The 17,314-nt window shown below is 43.5% G+C and carries 16 protein-coding genes; 13 read left to right on the plus strand and 3 right to left on the minus strand.

The genetic code is table 11. The annotated features are described in order from the left end of the window. Window positions 1-47 precede the first annotated feature (47 nt). Window positions 48-1,187, minus strand: coding sequence for a peptide-methionine (R)-S-oxide reductase MsrB (msrB, locus tag BBI08_RS02965; protein WP_008497363.1), 1,140 nt, complete (start codon window positions 1,185-1,187; stop codon window positions 48-50). A 221-nt stretch (window positions 1,188-1,408) separates the two neighbouring features. Here msrB and BBI08_RS02970 point away from each other — a divergent pair, with 221 nt between their 5' ends. Both BBI08_RS02970 and BBI08_RS17355 read left to right on the plus strand, forming a co-directional pair. Further along, window positions 1,409-2,416, plus strand: a complete 1,008-nt coding sequence (locus BBI08_RS02970; RefSeq protein ID WP_065528473.1) for an LLM class flavin-dependent oxidoreductase — start codon at window positions 1,409-1,411, stop codon at window positions 2,414-2,416. A 56-nt stretch (window positions 2,417-2,472) separates the two neighbouring features. After that, window positions 2,473-2,607, plus strand: coding sequence for a hypothetical protein (locus BBI08_RS17355; RefSeq protein WP_008497362.1), 135 nt, complete (start codon window positions 2,473-2,475; stop codon window positions 2,605-2,607). A gap of 156 nt (window positions 2,608-2,763) precedes the next feature. On the opposite strand, the gene BBI08_RS02975 is transcribed toward BBI08_RS17355, so the two are convergent. Then, window positions 2,764-3,792, minus strand: a complete 1,029-nt coding sequence (locus BBI08_RS02975; protein WP_008497361.1) for an NADP-dependent oxidoreductase — start codon at window positions 3,790-3,792, stop codon at window positions 2,764-2,766. A 181-nt stretch (window positions 3,793-3,973) separates the two neighbouring features. Here BBI08_RS02975 and BBI08_RS02980 point away from each other — a divergent pair, with 181 nt between their 5' ends. Continuing rightward, entirely contained in the window at window positions 3,974-5,098 is a 1,125-nt protein-coding gene (locus BBI08_RS02980; protein ID WP_008497359.1) for an NADH-dependent flavin oxidoreductase, read from the plus strand. Between the two features lie 68 nt (window positions 5,099-5,166). Here the strand turns inward: BBI08_RS02980 and BBI08_RS02985 are convergent, their stop codons facing one another. Beyond that, the gene (locus BBI08_RS02985; RefSeq protein ID WP_040850737.1) at window positions 5,167-6,495 is read right to left on the minus strand and encodes a TrkH family potassium uptake protein; all 1,329 of its coding nucleotides are present in this window, start codon (window positions 6,493-6,495) and stop codon (window positions 5,167-5,169) included. A gap of 188 nt (window positions 6,496-6,683) precedes the next feature. On the opposite strand from BBI08_RS02985, the gene BBI08_RS02990 reads away from it, so the two are divergent. From BBI08_RS02990 to BBI08_RS03030, 10 genes are all read left to right on the plus strand, one after another. Then, on the plus strand, window positions 6,684-7,661 hold the full coding sequence (locus BBI08_RS02990; protein WP_008497357.1) for a TAXI family TRAP transporter solute-binding subunit: 978 nt from the start codon (window positions 6,684-6,686) through the stop codon (window positions 7,659-7,661). After that, window positions 7,651-8,115, plus strand: coding sequence for a DUF1850 domain-containing protein (locus BBI08_RS02995; protein ID WP_065528474.1), 465 nt, complete (start codon window positions 7,651-7,653; stop codon window positions 8,113-8,115). The genes BBI08_RS02990 and BBI08_RS02995 overlap by 11 nt, the downstream gene beginning before the upstream one ends. Continuing rightward, the gene (locus tag BBI08_RS03000; protein ID WP_065528475.1) at window positions 8,112-10,139 is read left to right on the plus strand and encodes a TRAP transporter permease; all 2,028 of its coding nucleotides are present in this window, start codon (window positions 8,112-8,114) and stop codon (window positions 10,137-10,139) included. Before BBI08_RS02995 ends, BBI08_RS03000 begins: the two co-directional genes overlap by 4 nt. 89 nt (window positions 10,140-10,228) lie before the next feature. Next, complete coding sequence (locus tag BBI08_RS16850; RefSeq protein WP_236610172.1) at window positions 10,229-10,438, plus strand: phospho-sugar glycosidase domain-containing protein; 210 nt, start codon at window positions 10,229-10,231, stop codon at window positions 10,436-10,438. A gap of 946 nt (window positions 10,439-11,384) precedes the next feature. Further along, the gene (nagE, locus tag BBI08_RS03005; RefSeq protein ID WP_008497352.1) at window positions 11,385-13,295 is read left to right on the plus strand and encodes an N-acetylglucosamine-specific PTS transporter subunit IIBC; all 1,911 of its coding nucleotides are present in this window, start codon (window positions 11,385-11,387) and stop codon (window positions 13,293-13,295) included. Between the two features lie 63 nt (window positions 13,296-13,358). Beyond that, on the plus strand, window positions 13,359-14,522 hold the full coding sequence (nagA, locus tag BBI08_RS03010) for an N-acetylglucosamine-6-phosphate deacetylase (protein ID WP_008497351.1): 1,164 nt from the start codon (window positions 13,359-13,361) through the stop codon (window positions 14,520-14,522). A 2-nt stretch (window positions 14,523-14,524) separates the two neighbouring features. Beyond that, window positions 14,525-15,265 carry a glucosamine-6-phosphate deaminase gene (gene nagB, locus BBI08_RS03015; RefSeq protein WP_065528476.1) on the plus strand — a complete coding sequence of 247 codons (741 nt, stop codon included), beginning with the start codon at window positions 14,525-14,527 and terminating at the stop codon, window positions 15,263-15,265. Between the two features lie 5 nt (window positions 15,266-15,270). After that, the gene (locus BBI08_RS03020; protein ID WP_008497350.1) at window positions 15,271-15,993 is read left to right on the plus strand and encodes a GntR family transcriptional regulator; all 723 of its coding nucleotides are present in this window, start codon (window positions 15,271-15,273) and stop codon (window positions 15,991-15,993) included. 19 nt (window positions 15,994-16,012) lie between these two features. Further along, window positions 16,013-16,282 carry a phosphocarrier protein HPr gene (locus tag BBI08_RS03025; protein WP_008432745.1) on the plus strand — a complete coding sequence of 90 codons (270 nt, stop codon included), beginning with the start codon at window positions 16,013-16,015 and terminating at the stop codon, window positions 16,280-16,282. Window positions 16,283-16,311: 29 nt separating this feature from the next. Next, on the plus strand, window positions 16,312-17,046 hold the full coding sequence (locus BBI08_RS03030; protein WP_008497349.1) for an SIS domain-containing protein: 735 nt from the start codon (window positions 16,312-16,314) through the stop codon (window positions 17,044-17,046). Window positions 17,047-17,314: the final 268 nt, after the last annotated feature.

Consider the following 17,314-nt stretch of genomic DNA (forward strand, 5'->3'; position numbering starts at 1 on the left):
TAGATGGTGTTCGGGATTTTGTGTTTTCATTTATTAATGACAGGCAATTAATTTACTTTATCCAATAAGAAGCCATAGCCTTCTGCTTCCATATCTGCTTCAGGAACAAACAGCAACGCTGCGCCGTTCATGCAGTAGCGTAAGCCGCCTTTGTCTTCGGGGCCGTCGTTAAAAACATGTCCTAAGTGACTGTCTCCGGCGCGACTTCTAATTTCGGTTCGTTTCATAAAGAACAAGCCGTCATCGTGTTCAGTCACTACGTCGGGATCAATCGGCTTTGTAAAACTCGGCCATCCGGTTGTGGAATCGTATTTGTCGGCAGAAGAGAAAAGTGGTTCTCCTGTTGTGATGTCGACATAAATTCCTGGTTCATAAAAGCCATCATATTCACTTGAAAATGCGCGTTCTGTATCATCTTCTTGCGTGACGGCATATTGAATATCGGTTAATGTTGCTTTTAGTTCGTCGTCACTTGGTTTCGGATAAAGCGCTGGGTCGATTAACGACTGCGCGTCTTCGCCTAATTTTTGATCTTCTAACGTATCAAATTCGACGTGGCAGTAGCCATCTGGATTTTTCTCTAGATAATCTTGATGGTACTCTTCAGCTAAATAATAATGATCCAGCATTTCAACTTCAGTAACGATTGGATCGTCATAGCGATCTTCTTGGGCCGTCACCACTTTATCGATCACAGTTCGGTCAGCTTCATTTTCATAATAAATGCCTGTTCGGTACTGTTCTCCGCGATCATTGCCTTGTTGATTTAACAGTGTAGGGTCAATGATCATAAAGTAATGATTCAATACTTCTTCTAAATCCACGCGTTCTGGGTCGTACCGGACATGGACTGTTTCAGCATGTCCGGTATTTTCACGAACCACTTCTTCATAAGTAGGGTTTTCCGTATTGCCATTAGCGTAACCCGATGTCACATCATAAACGCCGTAAACTCTTGCCATATAAGCTTCGACGCCCCAGAAACAGCCGCCAGCTAAGTAGATATCTTGCAGTTTGTCTGTATCGAACTCGAGGTCTGTGTTTGGATTGTCTGGAAATTTGGACGTGCTTGTCTTTGTTGCTTGCCCCGAATCAGCGCTGCTCGACTCTGAGATACTTGAGCTTCCACAACCTGAAAGCAACAATAGCAATAAAATCACAAAGCCTGCAAATGTCAGTGTTTTCATATCAAAGCTCCTGCCTTTCTTGGTGGAGTGATTTCGTAACGGTTCTTAATCTTAAGTTTAAGCTACTAGCCAATAAAAGCGGTACTGAGGCGATTCGAAAAAAACTGATAATTTAAAGTGTTTGTCACAAAATGGATTTATTCAGTATTGGAAGACTGTAGAGTAGAAGGGGATTTGATTGGCGTGCTAAGATTTAGTCATTGTGGAAAGGAGGCGGGCAAATGGTTGTGTTGAACGTCTTGGATTATTCACCAATTGATGAAGGACAGACCGCGGTGGTGGCGCTTGAACAAACGACCAAACTTGCGCAACTAGCAGAAACGCTTGGCTTTAAGCGATTTTGGGTAGCTGAGCATCATAAAGTCGAATCGGTCGCAGGCAGTACGCCGGAAATGTTGATGATGCATTTAGCAACTTCTACTAGAACCATTCGCATCGGATCGGGTGGTGTCATGTTGCCTCATTACAGTGCTTATAAAGTAGCAGAGAATTTCCGTATGCTTGAAGCGTTGCATCCAGGTCGCATTGATCTTGGCATTGGTCGTTCACGAAGCTATCGCAACGTTAACGAAGCATTAAATGAAAGCAAAACAAAACGGTTGCCGTACGATCAACAAGTAACGGACCTTCAAAAATATTTCTCCGATGATACGAAGAGTGAGCATCGCTTTCAAACGTTAGTGGCGATGCCGATGATAAATACAGCACCCGAAATGTGGCTGCTCGGTACCGGACTTGGCAGTGCGAAATTGGCAGCTGAAAAAGGCATGAGTTATGCCTATGCACATTTTGCGAAGCCTTCAGGACAATCAGTAGATGTCGTGAAAGCGTATCGTGCGGAATTTCAGCCATCGGTTTTTTTACAAGAACCAAAAGTGATTCTAGCTGTTTTTGCAGTGGTTGCTGAAACGGTGGAAAAAGCTGAGGAGTTAGCTACTGCATTTGATTTGTGGTTGTTGTTTATTGAATCTGATTCACCACCACCTTATTATCCGTCGGCCGAAACAGCTCGGAAGCGAGGCTTTAGTGCAAGTGAACAAGAAAAAGTGGATCGCAATCGTCAGCGCATGTTGATCGGAACTGCGAAGCAAGTAAAAGAGCAAATTGAAGATCTTGCTGAACGATTCGAAGCCGATGAAATCACCATTATCCCGAATATTTCGGGTGCCGCTAACCGCATGAACACATTGCGTTTATTGGCATCAGTATTTGATTTGTCTGGAAAATGAAACCATGTCTGCTTTGCTGCGTATTATGTAAAAAAGCAGAAGGGTAGGCGTAGCGAGTGGAAATCAAATCGAAAGAGAAAGAAAAGAAAAATCGCTGGTGGATTTTTGATGTGGTGGAATTTATAGTAGAGGGCTTGGAGCTTTTATTTGGCTTGCCGCGCATGGTCTTTCGTTTTCTTAGAGACTTGTAACGGGAATTCACTGTTGGACAGTATTTCTCGATTTTGGACAGTATTCGGCTCGATTTCGACAGTATTCTATCCAATTCGGACAGTATTTCACGCAATCTCGACAGTATCGCCATTAAATGGAAAAAAGCCGCCTAAACTAGGCGGCTTTTCATCGTTTTATAGCTGAGCAAACTCAGGATCTGCGACTTTTACTAATTGTTTGCCGAGGTTTGTACCTTTGAACAAGCCAAGGAATGCTTCTGGCGTATTTTCAAAGCCTTCGACAATCGTCTCATCGTATTTCAATTTTCCTTCTTGTAGCCATTGCGTTAATGCCGCAACGCCTGTTGGCAATTCTTTTGCATAGTCGCCAAGCGTAAAGCCTTTCATCATTGTGCTCGTCCGTATAAATTGCCCTTGCATGCGTGGCCCAAGGTCTCCCTCTTCATTGTTATAAGAAGAAATGGCACCGCATAATGAAATGCGTGCATGTTTGTTTAACTGACGAATAACGGCGTCAGAAATGTCGCCACCAACATTATCAAAATACACGTCAACGCCGTCAGGAAGTGCGTTGATCAAGTCTTCTTTAAAGCTGTCTTTTTTATAATTAACGGCAGCGTCAAAACCGAGTTCATTGATCAAGTAATCGATTTTATCATCAGAGCCGGCGATTCCAACAACGCGAGTTCCTTTAATTTTTGCGATTTGGCCAACAATCGAACCGACAGCACCGGCTGCGCCTGAAACGACCACCGTTTCGCCTGCTTGCGGATTCGCAATATCAAGCAATCCGAAATAAGCAGTAAGTCCAGTCAATCCTAGAACACTCAAGTGTGCCGTAATAGATGCGGCGGTTGGGTCAATTTTTTGCAGCTTGCTAGCATTTGCTACATTGTACTCAGCCCAGCTAAGATTGCTGCTGACGATGTCCCCTTTTTCGAATAAATCCGAGCGTGATTCAACAACTTCAGCTAAAAGGCCGCCAGTTAATGCTTGGTTTAATTCGAATGGTGGGATATAAGATTTTACATCTCTCATCCGTCCGCGCATATATGGATCTACGGATAGGTAAAGTGTTTTTAACAAAACTTCATTTTCAGCGGGTGTCGGAATTTCTTTTTCGACAAAATTAAAATCATCATTAGTTGGCATGCCTTCCGGGCGGTTCGCCAACTGAATTTCTTTATGTAATTGTGCTGGCATGAAAAATTCCTCCTCTAGATACGAATTCGAGAAAAGCGTACCACTCAGATAAAGAGTGGTCAAAAATAATGTACCGAAAAAACGAGGCGAGCGCGTATTCTTGATTCCTTAAAATCCATATGCTATTTTGAAATACCGATACCTTTCGGAAAAGATGAGAACGAAGAAAAGAGGAACTTCCATGAAGTCATTATATAAAGATTTATTTAACGAAATCACTTTGCCAAATGGCGTCGTGTTAAACGATCGTCTTGGTGTGGCACCGATGACGACTTATTCAGGAAATGAAGATGGCACGGTTTCCGATGAAGAGTTAAGCTATTACAACCGCCGCGCGGGTCTAGGCAGTTTATACGTTACGGCGTGCATCGCGGTTTCAGAAAACGGCATTGCGTTTCCAAATCAATTTATTGGTTTTGACGATAGTGCATTGCCACGCTTGAAACAGCTAGCAAAAGAAATGAAATCAAAAGGCAGTAAAGCTATACTGCAAATGCAACACGGTGGTCGTCAAAGCAAGCCTGAATTGATTAAAGCAAACGAAACGGTAGCGCCAAGTGCTGTTCCGGGTGAAGCTGGCAAGCCAACTCCGCGCGAATTGACTGAAGCCGAAATTTACGCGATTATCGAAGATTTTGGTGAAACAACAAAAAGAGCGATCGAAGCAGGATTTGACGGTGTTGAAATTCATGGTGCTAACACGTATTTGCTTCAGCAATTTGTTTCATCAGTGACGAACCAGCGTCAAGATCAATGGGGAGGCACGCTTGTAAATCGCATGAGATTCCCACTTGCCGTCATGAAAAAAGTTCAAGACATAGTGGCTAAATATGCGGATGAACAATTTATCGTAGGCTACCGCCTATCACCAGAAGAAAACAATGAAAAAACTACAGGTTATACAATCGAAGAAACGAAAATATTGGTGGAAGAATTGATCGATCGTGGTATTCATTATATTCACGTGTCGTTGTTCGAATTTAAGAAAACGCCAAAAGGCGCTGAACAAGGCGACAGCATCATTCGTATTTTAGCGGATCAAATTAAAGGCCGCGTGCCATTTGTAGCTGTTGGTAGTGTGAAAACACCAGAAGATGCTTTATTGGCGATGGCAGAAGGTGCCGATATAGTCGTGATGGGTCGCCAAGCATTGATCGATCCTGAGTGGACAGAAAAAATCAAACAAGGCAAAGAGCAGGAAATCAATCCCGTTATCAAGCAAAACATGGTAGGAACATTAGATATCCCGCAAAACATGTGGCATTTGATTACATCGTACGGCATGGTTACAGTATCGGATAATTGATTGTTCATTTGTAAAAGCACTGATAAAAAGCGCAGTTCCGAAACATTCGGAACTGCGCTTTTTTGCGTTCATCCAGTAAATACTGGGTCATAAGGATACCGATAATTTTCTTTGCGCGGTTTCATTAAGATAAAGAACAAGGTCAATGGACCGATGCGGCCTGTGAACATGACGATGCTTAATAAAACTTCGCCAATGCTAGTCATGTCCCCGCTAATGCCCATCGACAAGCCGACAGTTCCAAACGCTGAGACGACTTCAAATGCTAAAGGCAAGAACGGGATTTTTTCGGATACGGTTAATAGGAATAAGAATAAAACAACGAGCAAGACGCTAATCGTCGTGATGGCAAGTGAGCGAATGACGGTCTCTAGTCGAATAGAGCGGCCAAAGATTTCCGGTTCTCGCCGTGATCGCAGAAAAGAAACGGTAGCTAGGATAACCACAATAAAAGTGGTCAGCTTAATACCCGAAGCCGTTGACGCACTGCCGCCGCCAATAAACATCAACAGCATGGTGAACAACAAAGTCGGGTCTTCAAGTGCGCCGTAGTCCAACATATTGAATCCAGCAGTTCTTGGCGTTACAGCACTAAAATAAGAAGTCACCAGTTTATCAAACAACGACATATTGCCAAGTGTTCCGGGATTGTTGTATTCCAGTAGAAAGAACACCAACATGGCTAAGCTATTTAATATTAAGGTACCGCCTACCATTAACTTCGTGTGCAATGCCCACCGGCGAAATGATTTCTTTTGTGCAACATCCATAACGACTGTGAAACCAATTCCTCCGATAATGAACAAGGAAGAAATCAATACCGTCACCAGTGGATCGCCAGCAAAACTAATCATGTTGTCAGGGAATAAAGAAAACCCTGCGTTATTAAAAGCAGAGATGACATGAAAAATGCTGTAATTGAGTGCATCTTTAAAACCAAATTGCGGTATCCAGTAAATGGTCAAAAGGATTGTTGCGACAGCCTCTACCGTTAAAGCAAACGTCAAAATCAATTTCACGAGTTTGACGATTCCACCGATTGAACTTTGTGTGAACGATTCCTGTAAATAAATTCGATGTTGTAGACCAACTTTTTTGCGGAATAAAATAAGAATCGCGACCGCAAACGTCATTAAGCCAATGCCGCCACACTGAATGAGCACAAGAAGAACCAATTCTCCAAAAGCAGTAAGGACAGTTCCTGGATCAAATACACTTAGTCCCGTCACCGTAGTAGCGGAGGTAGCAGTGAACAAGGCATCAGTCCAAGAAATCGGCTGGGTAGTGGCAAACGGTAGCTTCAAAAGTAAAGTACCTAACATAATTAAAAATAGAAAACTTCCGGATATCACCAATGGCGGAGAAACAGCCATCCGCTTTTTTTTCCAGGACCGCATACTAGACACTTCCTCATACTATCGAAGTAAAATATGAGCCTACTCTATTCCTGTTTAATGAAACTGTCAACAAAATAAATCTTTCTAAAAAATTGTTTTAATTAATGGTTTAATCGGAAAAAAACGAATATTCTATATAATTAATGGTATAATTTCGCTATAATGAAAAAAACATAGGGGGTAGAAGAATGAAAAAAATGAAAGTAAGCGCATTATCTTTAATGGTTGCTAGCAGTTTAGCGTTAGCTGCGTGTGGAGAAGACGAGGCAGCACCAACTGAAGGCGGGGACGCTGAAGGATTAGAAGCGAACATTGTGACAATCGCGACAGGTGGGGCATCGGGTCCATATAACATCATCGGTTCGACACTAGCAGAAACTTATAGTTCTACATATGATGTCAATTCAAGAACGCAAACAACAGGTGCTTCTGTTGAGAACGTTAACTTGATCAAAGAAGACAAAATTGAAATGGCTTTCACGATGAGTGATGTTGTGAGTCAAGCAGTAGAAGGAACAGAAGGCTTTACGGAGCCAACGGATAAAATTAGCCAAATCGCTGCTTTGTATCCGAACTACGTTCAAATCGTAACGACGGCAGATTCAGGAATTGAAACTTTTGAAGACTTGCGCGGCAAACGAATTGCTGTAGGAGATCAAAACTCTGGAGTAGAAGTAAATGCACGTACACTTCTCGAAGGTTATGGCATTACATACGACGATATTGATGTAGATTATTTAGGTTATGCAGAAGCAGCTGACGGACTGCGTGCCGGACAGATTGATGCAGCATTCCTGACAAGTGGCTTACCGAACGCTTCACTTCTAGAGTTATCTGAAACACTAGATATTCGTATGGTTTCCATCTCACCAGAAGATGTTGAACGTGTTGCAGCAGATAAATCTTACTTCCTGCCACTTGAAATTCCAGCAGATACTTACGGCAACGAAGAAGCAATACCAACTGCGGCCATCATGAACGCGTTAGTAGTTCGTTCGGATATGAGTGAAGATGATGTTTACAAATTGACGAAAGCTTTCTTTGAAAATCTAGATACTTTGGAGAACGCTCACCAAGCAGCTTCGGACATTTCATTAGAAGCGGCACAAGAAGGCCTTGTCGCACCGTTACATCCAGGAGCACAGCGCTACTACGATGAACAATAAGTTTTGGGTAGGGGGAGCATGTTCGATTGTGCTCCTTTTTCTTCTGCTGTGGCGGATGCCCGTTGTGCAATTTGACTTTGAAGACGAGCGCTATTACTTATTGGAAACAGAGTTTCAGTTAAAGTGGATTCATTCTGTCGAGAAGGAAGAATGGTTGGAATTTTATGAACGCAAGAGTGACAAACTTCTTCTGACAGAAACAAAGTTCAAAACCTATGGTGCTGGTGTTCCTTCAGATGGCGAAATCATTCCTTCTGACGATGGGTTTGTTCATATGAAAATCAACCATCCTTATAAGGAAATGAATTTAACAGTATCCCAAAATGCGCAAACAACAATTACAACAGCGAACAAGGAAATTCTGTTATATGAGTATACGAAAGATTATGAGTTCGTTACGATTACGATTGAATGGATCAATCTTTGGGAGTATGTAAGGGGGAACAAACTATGACAAAAGACAACCGAGATTTGGACGTCGAAAGCGTCTCAGCTCATGAAGAAGATAAAACCCTCAGCCAGGAAGTGCTGGAAAAGTATGATACTGATGCCAAAGTTCGTAAACTAAAAAACCGTAAACTGGTTTGGTTGATCGCAGCGATTGCGATTGCTTATTCGGTTTACCATCTCTATGTCACGTTCAATCCGCTTCCAGCCTTGCAGGCGCGTTCTATCCACGTAGCGGTCGGGATGGGCTTAGTATTCCTTGTGTATCCAACCTTTAAAAAGCAGGATCGTACGAAAATACCGTTTTACGACTGGATTTTATTTATCTTCAGTTTGGGCACGGCAGGGTATTTGATGTATGAATACAACGATATCATGACCACACGCGGCGGAATTCCAAATACATTGGATATTATTTTCGCCATATTGACGGTTGTATTGGTGCTAGAAGCAGCTAGACGCGTAACGGGTATCATCTTACCAATTTTAGCTTTAGTATTTTTAGCTTATCCATTTATCAGTCACTTTATTTGGATGCCGGATATGTTGATGACACGGCAGTTTGACCTAGGCGATATTTTTGGACAACTGTATTTGAAAACAGAAGGTCTTTATTCCACCGCCATTTCTGCTTCTTTGCAGTTTATCTTCCTGTTTATTTTGTTTGGCGCATTTTTAGCCAAATCCGGAATGGGTCAATTGTTTAACGATTTGGCGATGGCTTTAGCAGGTAGCAAGCAAGGGGGACCTGCTAAAGTAGCGGTTATCTCTAGTGGATTTATGGGCAGTATTAACGGTTCAGCAATTGCTAACGTTGTCGGAACCGGTGCTTTTACTATTCCATTGATGAAAAAAATCGGATACAATAAAAACTTCGCAGGCGCCGTCGAAGCAAGTGCCTCCGTGGGTGGGCAGATTTTGCCGCCGATTATGGGCGCGAGTGCATTCATCATGGCGGAAACCACAGGCATCGCTTACGGTACGATTGCACTTGCTGCTTTATTACCAGCAGTTTTGTATTTCCTTGGTGTTATTATGCAAGTACATTTTCGTGCGGGTAAAGAAAACCTGAAAGGCATTCCGAAAGCGGATTTGCCGAGAACAAAAGAAGTACTCAAAGACAAAGGTCATTTACTGTTACCGATTGTTGGTTTGATTTTCATGCTTTATACAGGCATGCCAATTGCTTATGCTGCATTCTATACAATTGTTCTAACGGTAGTCGTTGCAGGATTCAGAAAATCCACGCGCATGGGCTTTAAAGACATACTTGAAGCAATGGAAAATGGTGCACGCCAATCGCTCTCGGTTATGATTGCCTGTGCGGTCGTTGGGATTATTATCGGAGTTGTTAGTTTGACTAGTTTTGGTACAGTCATGACTTCAGCTATTACAAGCTTTGGTGCAGGTTCGCTGTTTTGGACGTTGTTCCTAACCATGCTTGCTTCTATTGTATTGGGTATGGGCTTGCCATCAATTCCCGCTTACATTATTACTGCGACAATGACGGCACCGGCACTTGCTGAATTCGGTATTCCAGTGCTAGTTGCGCATCTGTTTGTATTCTACTTCGGTATTTTCGCCAATATTACACCGCCGGTTGCACTCGCTGCATTTGCAGGTGCTGGAATATCAGGAGGCGATCCGATGAGGACCGGCTTGAACGCATTGCGTTTATCGATCGCCGGGTTTATTATCCCGTATTTGTTTGTTTATAATCCAGCCATGTTAATGATCGATACGACAAATATTGCAGTCAATGCGACAGAATTCGCTTTACCTCCGATATGGGAGATATTGACGATCACCATAACCGCTATAATCGGTATTATTGGATTAAGTTCTGCAGCAGAAGGCTATTTCCAATCGAAACTTAATATTGTATTCCGTATCGTACTTGGAGCGGGTGCTTTACTGTTAATTGTTCCAGAAACGTATACCGATATTATCGGTTTGACCATTGTGCTTGGAATATTCCTAATCAATTTCCTGAAAAGCAAAAAAGACAATACCGCAACAGCCGCATCTTAAACGAATGGACCGGACAGCAGAAACTTGCTGTCCGGTTTTGCAGTCAATCAATAGAATCTCGTCAATATGGATTAATCGGCACTCACTTATTGAAACCCGAAAATACCATTATTCGAATTAAAGGAAGCATCACGGTGGATAATGAACGGTACGGACGATATCGAGGCGAGCTGCAAATTACGAAAAGAGATTTGCCAGCTGATGATAAAGTGAATGTGATTGGCAAAGTGATAGAAGAAGATCTAGCGCTACTGACATCCATTAAAGGTGGCGTTAAATTTCAAATTGAATGGAATTGAAGAAGAAATTAGCTATTCAAACTGTAGAGTAACTCGAACTAGTCGAGTTAGCTGCAGTTTTTTTGTGGGAAATCGCAGAGGGTTTTTAGCTGTAGATCGATAAGCGCGATGCGGGGGAGGATATGCACGTTTCTGTAGAAATACGCACGGTGTGGGATAGGTTGTGCGCGTTCCTCGGAGAATACGCACGGTTGAGCGATGCTTACGCGCGGTCCAGCAGAAATAGGCGCGATCTCGGAAAATACGCACGTTTCTGTAGAAATACGCACGGTGTGGGATAGGTTGTGTGCGGTCCTCGGAAAATACGCACGGTTGAGCGATGCTTACGCGCGGTCCAGCAGAAGTATGCGCGACCTCGGAACTTACGCACGTTTCTGTAGAAATACGCACGGTGTGGGATAGGTTGTGCGCGGTCCTCGGAAAATACGCACGTTTGAGCGGTACTTACGCGCGGTCCAGCAGAAGTATGCGCGACCTCGGAACTTACGCACGTTTCTGTAGAAATACGCACGGTGTGGGATAGGTTGTGCGCGTTCCTCGGAAAATACGCACGGTTGAGCGATGCTTACGCGCGGTCCAGCAGAAGTATGCGCGACCTCGGAACTTACGCACGTTTCTGTAGAAATACGCACGGTGCGGGATAGGTTGTGCGCGGTCCTCGGAAAATACGCGCGGTTGAGCTATGCTTACGCGCGCCCCGCAAATTCTACGCAAAACCCCCAACCCCAATTACACAAAAAAGCACGGCAGAAAAACCTGCCGTGCGCTCAAATCCAATTTGCTCGCTGCGTGTGTCGGTATGTAAAAAAGGCCATAGACACTGGAGTTTGTCGGCATTCATAAGAAAACGCTTACTTTATTTTAAAAAGTTCTTAAATTGGTATAGACAACTATACCTATTGTGTTTATAGTGAAAATTAAGAATATACAAAAGGGGTGGAAATTTATGTTCAGTTTTCTACAAAAAATAGGGAAATCATTAATGTTCCCAATCGCTACATTGCCAGCCGCAGCTTTGTTGCTACGTTTTGGACAAGATGATTTGCTTGGCATTCCGTTTATGTCAGCTGCCGGTGCCGGAATTATCGATAACTTGGCAATCATTTTTGCAATCGGTATTGCCATGGGTCTCGCTCATGATGGTAACGGTGGAGCAGCTTTAGCGGGTGCTGTCGCTTATCTTGTTTTAACTTCAGCCATCGTAACGATTAACGATACGATAAATATGGGTGTTTTCGCCGGTATTTTATCCGGTATCGTCGGGGGTCTTTTATACAATAAATTCTATAATGTGAAATTCCCGCAATGGCTCGCGTTCTTCGGGGGGAGACGATTTGTGCCAATCGTTACCGCAGCGACGATGACCATTTTAGCTGGTGTTCTTGGATATGCATGGCCACCCATTCAAGAAGGAATTGATAGTGCAGGTGAGTGGATTTTAAATGCCGGGATGTTTGGTGTCGGCGCATATGGATTCTTAAACCGTTTATTGTTACCAACGGGATTGCACCATGTCATCAACACAATTGTTTGGTTTGATTTTGGTACATTTACAGATGCTTCTGGTGAAGTGGTACGCGGAGAGATTAACCGTTTCCTAAAAGGGGATCCAACAGCAGGACCATTCTTGTCTGGTTTCTTCCCAATTATGATGTTCGGTTTACCATCAGCGTGTCTTGCAATGTATGTGGCTGCTAAAAAAGAGCGTAAAGCAGTTGTTGGCGGGATGCTTTTCAGTATCGCGTTTACATCATTCTTAACAGGAATTACAGAACCCATTGAATTCTCGTTCATGTTCTTGTCTCCTATTTTATATGTGATCCACGCATTATTGACGGGTGTGTCGATGATGGTTGCATATGCATTAGATATTCATCACGGTTTCGGTTTTTCTGCAGGAGCGATTGACTATGTTCTCAATTACGGACTGGCAACGAATCCACTAATGCTTCTCGTCATGGGACTGGTTGTTGGAGCAGTATACTTTGTGATTTTCTACTTCTTGATTATCAAGTTCGACCTACAAACACCTGGTCGTGAAGAAGAAGACGAAGATGGTGCAGAAAATGCAGGGTCAGGCAACAAAGCAGTTGATGTTCGCGCATTTCATACAATTGAAGGGCTTGGCGGCGTTGAAAATGTCGTTGCAGTCGATTATTGTACGACGCGTCTTCGTATGACAGTTAAAGATTCAGATCTAGTAAACGAAAAAGAATTAAAACGCCATGGTGCGATGGGCGTGATGAAAATAAATAAAACAAACGTTCAAGTAGTAATCGGAACGGCAGTTGAATTTTTAGCAGATGCAATGAAGCCACGCCTAGCAAGTAGCAATCCTGCTCCTAGCGATTTATCAGTAGTAGAAGAAGAGAAAACAAACGAAGCGGCGGCAGTTCAAGCGATTGCGGCGAAAGATTTTGAAATGCCGATTCAAGGTGACATCATTCCATTGTCTGAAGTGCCTGATGAAGTATTTGCAAAAGGCATGATGGGACAAGGGTTTGCGATTATGCCAACTGGCGACACTCTTTATTCTCCAGTAAATGGTCGTGTCGTTAGTGTGTTCCCAACAAAACACGCCATCGGTATTCAAACAGATACAGGAGTCGACCTGTTAATCCATGTTGGTTTGGATACGGTTAAATTAAAAGGACAAGGCTTTGAAACCTTAGTAGAACAAGACACATTAGTGCAACGTGGAGATGCTTTGTTAAAACTGGATCTGGAATTCTTAAAAGCAAATGCGCCTTCGATTGCGACACCTATCATTTTTACAAACTTAACAGAACAAAAAGTGACGATGATAAAAGACGGCTTCCAAGAACAAGGAACAGCTTCCATTCTGAAAGTCGAATAACTAAAGTTGAAAACCAGGGACATCCGCCGAGATTTTCCTAGTTTTTCGCAAGGAGTGGTCCAAATGAAGAAAAGTTTATTAATTTCAGGCATCACCATTGCGGATGCTAAAGAAGAAAGTTTTGTAGGAGATATCTTTATGGAAGATGGACAAATCACACACGTTGCTGAAAAGCTTGAGGTACAAGCAAATAGCTATATCGATGCAACCGGTAAAAACTGGACAGCGTTTCCAGGATTTATCGACATTCATATTCACGGAGCTGCTGGACATGATGTGATGGACGGCACTCCCGAAGCGTTAAATGGCTTAGCAGGTGCTTTGCCGAAAGAAGGCACAACAAGTTTTCTTGCGACGACAATGACGCAAACCGATGAAGCAATTTCAGCCGCGCTGCAAAACATTCAAGCGTTTAAAGCGCAAGAAGGTCAAGCAGAAATGCTGGGTGTTCACTTAGAAGGACCGTTTATTTCAGAAAAACGCGCAGGCGCTCAACCCATTGAACACATTATCGCGCCATCTTTGCCGCTATTTAAGAAATGGCAAAAGCTTAGTGGCGATCAAATTCGTGTCGTGACCATGGCTCCTGAAACAGCAACTGACTCAACGTTTATCCAAAGTTTAGCAAATGGGGGTGTAACGGTATCGATTGGACATTCAGACGCTACATTTGAAGAAGTGCAAAAGGCTGTGCGTAGCGGAGCAAAACATGTGACGCATCTTTACAATCAAATGAGTCCACTTCACCACCGCAATCCGGGCGTAGTAGGCGCCGCATTGTTAGAAGACGATTTGTCTGTAGAAGTAATCGCTGATTTTATTCACAGTCATTCGTCTGCTGTTGAACTGGCTTTCCGACAAAAAGGGGCGGAACGCGTCATCCTGATTACGGATGCGATGCGCGCGAAAGGTTTGTCGGCGGGAGTTTACGATTTGGGCGGACAAGATGTGCAAGTAACTGAAAAAGATGCACGACTTGCTGATGGCACGTTAGCAGGCAGTATTTTAACGATGGAAAAGGCTATTCAAAATGTCCAGTCGATTACGCGTTGCAGTTTGAATGAGCTAGTGGCGATGACTTCTGCCAACGCAGCAGCAGCACTGGGACTTTCGAAAAAAGGCAAGTTACAAGCTGGCATGGACGCAGACCTAGCGATTGTAGACGACAGCTTTACTGTTCAACTGACGATTTGCAGAGGAACGATTGCTCATAAGAAGGAGAGTTAAGTATGAAACTAATACGTGTCGAAAACTACGAAGAGATGAGCAGCAAGGCGGCAGAGTTAGTAGAGCAACAAATTTTAGGGAACGATCATTCGGTGCTCGGACTTGCAACGGGTTCGACACCGCTTGGCCTGTATGAAAACCTTATTCAAGGTGTGAAAGAGCGCGGTATTTCGTACCGGAATATCCACACCGTAAACTTGGATGAATACCGAGGATTAGCAGGAACTCATCCGAACAGCTACCGCTATTTTATGAATAAAAAACTGTTTGGCCATATTGATATTGATTTAGAAAACACGCATATTCCAGATGGCAAAGCAAAGTCAGTTGAAGCAGAATGCGAACGTTACGAAGCGTTGATTCATGAAATTGGTCCACCCGATTTACAAATTCTCGGCATGGGAATGAACGGCCATATCGGCTTTAACGAGCCTGGCACGAAAGAAGAAAGTGTGACACATTGCGTATCGCTTGATCCATCAACACGAAACAGCAATGCCCGTTTTTTCAGTGACCGTGATGAAGTCCCTACACATGCGATTACGATGGGAATTGAGTCGATTTTAAAAAGTAAACAAATTCTCGTCTTGGTTTCTGGGAAAAACAAAGCGCAGGCAGTCAAGCGTTTGTTGGCTGGGCGAGTTAGTGAAGAGTTTCCAGCGTCGTTTTTATGGAAACACAATCGTGTTACACTAATTGTGGATAAGGAAGCATATAGCTTGGTAGCGGCAAACGAGGAGTGATCACAGTGCTGGACAAACAATCGCCAATTCCGATTTACATTCAAATAGAAGAACAGTTGAAAAAGCAAATTCAACAAGGAGATTTTTTAGTGGGTACGGCGATTCCATCTGAACGTGAGTTGACCGAATCCTTCGGAGTCAGCCGGATGACGGTGCGCCAGTCGGTTACCAACTTGGTCAATGAAGGTTTGCTGTATCGAGAAAAAGGCCGTGGCACATTTGTTGCTGCTCCTAAAGTGGAGCAGCCATTAAATGGCTTGACGAGTTTTACAGAAGACATGCTAGCTCGCGGCATGGTACCGAGTAATAAAATCATCGGCTTTGAAATTTTGGAACCTGACGCTGATGTTGCAGCCGATTTGCAGCTGGTTGACGGCGACAAAGTTTACTTTATCGAACGGATTCGTTTTGCTGATGACAAGACCATGGCCATCGAACGGACCTATTTGCCGGTCGAACGTTTTCCGGGCTTACACCGAGATTTGCTACAAGGATCGCTGTATGCGATGATAGAAAACAATCAGCAGCTGAAAATCAGTCATGCCACCCAGCGGATGGAAGCTGGAATGGTCAAAAAAGAAGATGCCGAACTGCTACAAATCGATGTGCCAGCCGCTATCTTAATGATTGAACGCATCAGCTATTTGGATGGCGACTTGCCATTTGAATTGGTACGCAGTACGTACCGGGCAGATCGCTATAAATTCACAACCGAAATTAAACGTTAATCAAAAAGGAGAAATGGACATGATTGAAAAAAGTTATACAATTACAAGCGACGAAGGGCTTCACGCACGTCCGGCATCAAAATTAGTAGGGGCAGTATCACCATTTGCAGCTGAAGTAAAAATGCTTTATAAAGAAAAAGAAGTAAACTTAAAATCAATTATGGGCGTCATGTCACTTGGCGTTTCAAAAGGCAATACGGTTAAAATTACAGCTGACGGTAGCGATGAAGAATCATTGATGGCAAAAGTAGACGAACTAATCATCGCTGAAGGACTTGGGGAAGCATAAGTATCTATCTGATGTGGAGTTGAGTCACAATGTTAAAAAGCTATTTCAAGCAAGCGCATGAACGTCTAGAACTTGTCGAAGAAAATGAAACACAAGCGATGCTGTCCGCTGCTAAAAAAGTTGCAACTGCTATCCAATCGGGTGGCATTATCCAATTATTTGGTTGTGGACACTCACATATTTTGACCGAAGAAGTGTTTTACCGTGCTGGTGGCTTGGTGCCGATCAAGCCGATTTTCGTGGAACCGTTAATGTTGCACGAAGGCGCAGTTCAGTCATCTCAGCTAGAGCGTCAAAATGACTATGCAGCGAGTTTCTTGAAAGACCAGGATTTTCAAAAAGACGATGTGGTTTTTGTTATTTCAACATCTGGTCGCAATCCAGTGCCGGTAGACGTAGCTCTAGCAGCACGTGAAAAAGGCGCATTTGTGATTGGCATTACCTCGCTTGCTTATTCAAGCAGTCAGGCCTCTCGACATAGCACCGGCAAACATCTTTTCAATTCGGTAGATTTGGTAATCGACAATCATTCTGTTTCAGGAGATGCGGTCTTATCGTACGAAGGCGTTGATGTTCCATTCGGTCCGACATCAACAGTAGTCGGAGCCACAATCTTGAATGCGATTTTTGCAGAAGCGATTAAAGAAATGGCAGACGCTGGATTTGCGCCGCCGATATTTTTAAGTGGCAATATCGACGGGTCCGACGAACATAATCAAAACTTGATCGACACGTACAGTGAGCGAATTTCGTTGCTGTCTTAAGGGGTTAGGTTTAGCGCACGGCAGATTTTTCTGCCGTGCTTTTTTTGTGTAATTGGGGGTTTGGTTTTTTGGTAGGTTTTGTGGTGCGTGCGTATTTTCGCTGGAGCGTGCGTAAGAATTGCGGACCGCGCGTATTTTTTCAGGACCGCGCGTAACCATCGCGCAACCGTGCGTATTTTTCCATCACCGCGCGTAACTCTCGAGCTCGCGCGTATTTTCGCTGGAGCGTGCGTAAGAATTGCGGGCCGCGCGTATTTTTTCAGGACCG

The organism is Planococcus halocryophilus (assembly GCF_001687585.2).
GTDB classification, from domain to species: Bacteria; Bacillota; Bacilli; order Bacillales_A; family Planococcaceae; genus Planococcus; species Planococcus halocryophilus.

Coding starts and splice junctions, on each gene's coding strand:
- msrB (WP_008497363.1), bottom strand. CDS start 1,187: ATGAAAACACTGACATTTGCAGGCTTTGTGATTTTATTGCTATTGTTG.
- BBI08_RS02970 (WP_065528473.1), top strand. CDS start 1,409: ATGGTTGTGTTGAACGTCTTGGATTATTCACCAATTGATGAAGGACAG.
- BBI08_RS02975 (WP_008497361.1), bottom strand. CDS start 3,792: ATGCCAGCACAATTACATAAAGAAATTCAGTTGGCGAACCGCCCGGAA.
- BBI08_RS02980 (WP_008497359.1), top strand. CDS start 3,974: ATGAAGTCATTATATAAAGATTTATTTAACGAAATCACTTTGCCAAAT.
- BBI08_RS02985 (WP_040850737.1), bottom strand. CDS start 6,495: ATGCGGTCCTGGAAAAAAAAGCGGATGGCTGTTTCTCCGCCATTGGTG.
- BBI08_RS02990 (WP_008497357.1), top strand. CDS start 6,684: ATGAAAAAAATGAAAGTAAGCGCATTATCTTTAATGGTTGCTAGCAGT.
- BBI08_RS02995 (WP_065528474.1), top strand. CDS start 7,651: ATGAACAATAAGTTTTGGGTAGGGGGAGCATGTTCGATTGTGCTCCTT.
- BBI08_RS03000 (WP_065528475.1), top strand. CDS start 8,112: ATGACAAAAGACAACCGAGATTTGGACGTCGAAAGCGTCTCAGCTCAT.
- nagE (WP_008497352.1), top strand. CDS start 11,385: ATGTTCAGTTTTCTACAAAAAATAGGGAAATCATTAATGTTCCCAATC.
- nagA (WP_008497351.1), top strand. CDS start 13,359: ATGAAGAAAAGTTTATTAATTTCAGGCATCACCATTGCGGATGCTAAA.
- nagB (WP_065528476.1), top strand. CDS start 14,525: ATGAAACTAATACGTGTCGAAAACTACGAAGAGATGAGCAGCAAGGCG.
- BBI08_RS03025 (WP_008432745.1), top strand. CDS start 16,013: ATGATTGAAAAAAGTTATACAATTACAAGCGACGAAGGGCTTCACGCA.
- BBI08_RS03030 (WP_008497349.1), top strand. CDS start 16,312: ATGTTAAAAAGCTATTTCAAGCAAGCGCATGAACGTCTAGAACTTGTC.